Annotated in this window: 4 protein-coding genes; all 4 read right to left on the reverse strand. The window is 61.9% G+C overall.

What is annotated here, in order from left to right; all coding sequences use genetic code 11:
- The coding region (locus R3217_10440; protein MDX1455860.1) for a valine--tRNA ligase at nt 1-1763 on the reverse strand (1763 nt) is incomplete at its 3' end.
- A 165-nt stretch (nt 1764-1928) separates the two neighbouring features.
- On the reverse strand, nt 1929-2297 hold the full coding sequence (locus tag R3217_10445) for a hypothetical protein (GenBank protein ID MDX1455861.1): 369 nt from the start codon (nt 2295-2297) through the stop codon (nt 1929-1931).
- Between the two features lie 19 nt (nt 2298-2316).
- The gene (locus R3217_10450; protein ID MDX1455862.1) at nt 2317-2739 is read right to left on the reverse strand and encodes a DNA polymerase III subunit chi; all 423 of its coding nucleotides are present in this window, start codon (nt 2737-2739) and stop codon (nt 2317-2319) included.
- Between the two features lie 16 nt (nt 2740-2755).
- A partial coding sequence (locus tag R3217_10455; protein MDX1455863.1) for a leucyl aminopeptidase occupies nt 2756-4056 on the reverse strand: 1301 nt, incomplete at its 5' end.

Consider the following 4056-nt stretch of genomic DNA (forward strand, 5'->3'; position numbering starts at 1 on the left):
GCGGTCAGGGTGAAGCGCAGCGCATCGGTGCCGTAAGCGCGGATGCCTTCCGGGAAGGTCTTGCGCGTGGCTTTCTCGACCTTGGCTTTCAGCTGTGGCTGCATCATGCCGAAGGTGCGCTTCTCGACCAGCGGTTCGAGATCGATGCCGTCGATGAGGTCGATCGGATCGATGATGTTGCCCTTGGACTTGGACATCTTCTGGCCGTTTTCATCGCGGATCAGGCCGGTGATGTAGATTTCCTTGAAGGGCACCTGGTTGGTGAACTTCATGGTCATCATGATCATGCGCGCAACCCAGAAGAAGATGATGTCGAAGCCCGTGACCAGCACGTTGCTCGGCAGGAACTTCTCCAGGTCTTCCGTTTTCTCGGGCCAGCCTAGAGTCGCGAACGGCAGCAGCGCGGCGCTGTACCAGGTGTCGAGGACGTCGGTGTCCTGCTTCAGGTCCAGGTCGGCAGCCAGCGAATACTTCTCGCGCACATGCGCTTCGTCCTTGCCGACGTAGATGTTGCCATCCTTGTCGTACCAGGCCGGGATGCGGTGACCCCACCAGAGCTGGCGCGAGATACACCAATCCTGGATGTCGTTCAGCCAGTTGAAGTAGGTCTTGGACCAGTTCTCCGGCACGAACTTGATGTCGCCATCTTCGACGGCCTTGATGGCCGGCGCAGCGAGGCCTTCCATCTTCATATACCACTGGTCGGTGAGGTAGGGCTCGACCACGGCATTCGAGCGGTCGCCGCGCGGTACCATGAGTTTGTGCTTGTCGGTCTTCAGCAGCGCGCCCTCGGCTTCGAGGTCGGCGAGCACGACCTTGCGTGCTTCCTTGCTGGACAGGCCACGGTATTTTTCCGGCGCGTTGTTATTGATCTCGGCGGACTCGTTGAAGATGTTGATCATCGGAAGGGAGTGCCGCTGGCCGATTTCGTAGTCATTGAAGTCATGCGCCGGCGTGATCTTCACGCAACCGGAACCGAATTCCGGATCGACATAGTCATCGGCAATGACCGGGATCTCGCGGCCGGTCAACGGCAGCGTGATCGTCTTGCCGATGAGCTGCTGGTAACGCTCGTCTTCCGGGTGCACGGCCACGGCGGTGTCGCCCAGCATGGTTTCCGGACGGGTCGTCGCGACGGTGACCTTGCCGGAGCCATCGGACAGCGGGTATTCCAGGTGCCAGAGATGGCCCTGTTCTTCCTCGGACAGCACCTCGAGATCGGACAGCGCGGTGTGCAGCACCGGATCCCAGTTCACCAGGCGCTTGCGGCGGTAGATGATGCCTTCGTCGTACAGGCGCTCGAAGGTCTCGAGCACGGCATTCGAAATGGTCGGGTCCATGGTGAACCATTCGCGGTTCCAGTCCGTGGAGTCACCGAGGCGGCGCATCTGGCGGGTGATGGTGTCGCCGGAGAACTTCTTCCATTCCCAGACCTTCTCGACAAACTTCTCGCGGCCCAGGTCGTGGCGCGTCTTGCCCTCGGCATTCAATTGGCGCTCGACAACCATCTGCGTGGCAATGCCGGCATGGTCGGTGCCCGGTTCCCAGAGGGTGTCGTCGCCCTGCATGCGGTGATAGCGGATCAGCGCGTCCTGCAGGGTGTGCTGGAAGGCATGGCCCATGTGCAGCGTGCCGGTGACATTCGGCGGCGGGATCAGGATCGAATACGGCGTGCCCTCGCCGGAGGGGGCGAAATGGCCGTCTTTTTCCCAGGTGTCGTACCAGCGCTGCTCGATGGCGGAGGGTTCGTAGGTCTTGTCCATGCTGTCCGGGTCGTTTGCTGCGTTGTTTTCACGGGTTGCCGACCCTTATGAGCCGACTCGAAGCGGGCAAGTATACCGAACGAAACCGGCGGATGCTGCCGCCGGCAGCGGGCTGGAGGGGAGAAATCCGGGGTGGAGCGGGCTTATTTCTGGCTTATTTATGGCTTATTTATGGCGACGGGCAACGATCTGGTCGAAGATCCGGTCCAGCAGCGCGGGCAGCTCTTTCTGCACCCGGGCCTCGAGGCTGGCCTGGAGGGCGGTGGCCAGTGCCTGCTTGAGGTCGGCCATCACGGCGTCGATCTCGGTCTCCAGCGCCTGGCGGATTTCGGCCTTCAACTGCTCGCGGTCGATGCCGGCGTCGGCAAACAGGTCGAAATTCGGCGGGGGCTTGGGCTCGGCTTTCACCGGCTTGACGACATCATCCAGCTCGGGGATCTCGATATCCTGGTCCGAGGTCGATGCTTCCGGCTCATCGCTGGCCAGCCGGGCGGCGAGGTCCGCGATGTTGCTGTCTTGCTTCTTGCCGGCCATGTTGATTGCTCTCTGGTGGCTACTTCAGCTTGTGCGTCTTCAGATCATAGCCGCGGTCGCGGTAGTAACGAAAGCGCTCGCGTCCGGCCTCGCGTTCTTCTTCGCTGTCATCCAGCACTTCGGCAACGCGTTCGAACTGGCTGAAGAACTCCGGCACTTCGCGCGAAAGGTTGATCAGCAGGTGCGGTGGGCTGGCGGGTGCCTGCCCGCTGCCGATGATGACCTTCGCATCCGTTTCCTCGCCGGCGAGGCCATGCGGGATGAAGCTGTCGTCGCGAAAGGTCCAGAGCAGCTCGTTGATCGAATTCGCGACGGCGCTGTTGTCGGTGTGTATGAAGATGTCGTGGCCGAGGGAATGCACCTTGTCCACGAGCTTGCAGGCAAACTGCTCCCGTTTGCCGGGAGCAGCGCCTTCAAGCACGTAGAAATCGATCTCGGTCACGTCAGCGAGGTCCGGATCAATTGTCCATCAGGTACTGCACGAGCAGCGGCACCGGACGACCGGAAGCCGACTTCTCGGCGCCCGAGCCCCAGGCCGTGCCAGCCACATCCAGATGCGCCCACTTGAACTTCCTGGTGAAACGCGCGAGGAAGCAGCCCGCGGTAATGCTGCCGGCTTCCTTGCCACCGATGTTCTGCATGTCGGCGAAGGGCGAATCCAGCTGGCGATCGTAATCCGACCACAGCGGCAGCTGCCAGACGCGATCCGAGGAATCGTCGGCGGCCTTCTTGATCTTCTCGATCAGCTTGTCGTCGTTGCCCATCAGGCCGGAGGCATGCGAGCCGAGGGCGACCACGCAGGCACCGGTCAGGGTGGCAATGTCGATCACGGTCTTCGGCTTGAAGCGCTCGGTGTAGGTCAGGGCGTCACAGAGAATCAGGCGACCTTCGGCATCCGTGTTGAGGATTTCGATGGTCTGGCCGGACATCGAGGTGACGATGTCGCCCGGCTTGTTGGCGTCGCCGTCCGGGAGATTCTCGGAGGCGGGCACGACACCGACGACATTCTTGTTCAGGCCCATTTCGCAAACGGCCTTCATGGCGCCGAAGACGCTGGCGCCACCGCACATGTCGTACTTCATCTCGTCCATGGCCGGGGCCGGCTTCAGGGAGATGCCGCCAGCGTCGAAGGTCAGGCCCTTGCCGACGATGGCGTTCGGCTTGTCACCGGCCTTGCCACCCTTCCATTCGAAAATGATCAGCTTGGCCGGCTGGCGCGAACCGCGCGAGACGGACAGCAGCGAACCCATCTTGAGTTCCTTCATCTTCTTCTCGTCCAGCACGGTGACCTTCAGCTTGGCGTGTTCCTTGGCCAGCTTCTTGGCTTCGTTGGCGAGGTAGGTCGGGGTGCAGATGTTGCCCGGCAGGTTGCCGAGGTCGCGGGTGAATTCCACGCCGCTGGCAACGGCCGCCGCGTTCTTCACTGCGGTCTTGCGCTTGGCAGCGCTCTTTCCTTCGGCGACGAAGCTCACCTTGTTCAGGGCGATCTTCTTCTTCGCCTTGGCGACGGTCTTGCAGTGTTCGAAACGATAGCTGCCATAGGATACGGCCAGCACGGTGTCGCGCAGGGCAGCGAGCGGGTCGAGTTTCTTCGCCGCATCTTCCAGCGCGAAGGTGGCGTGCTTGATGTCGGTGCCGACCAGCTGGCTGGCAGCGGACTTCACGGCTTTCTGCAGTGTCAGCGAATCGAGGTCCGCTTCCTTGCCGAGGCCGAGCAGCATGACGCGGCTGGTGCCGAGACCCGGCACCTTGACCAGCA

Source organism: Gammaproteobacteria bacterium (assembly GCA_033720895.1).
Lineage (GTDB): Bacteria > Pseudomonadota > Gammaproteobacteria > Natronospirales > JAJUFS01 > JAWWBS01.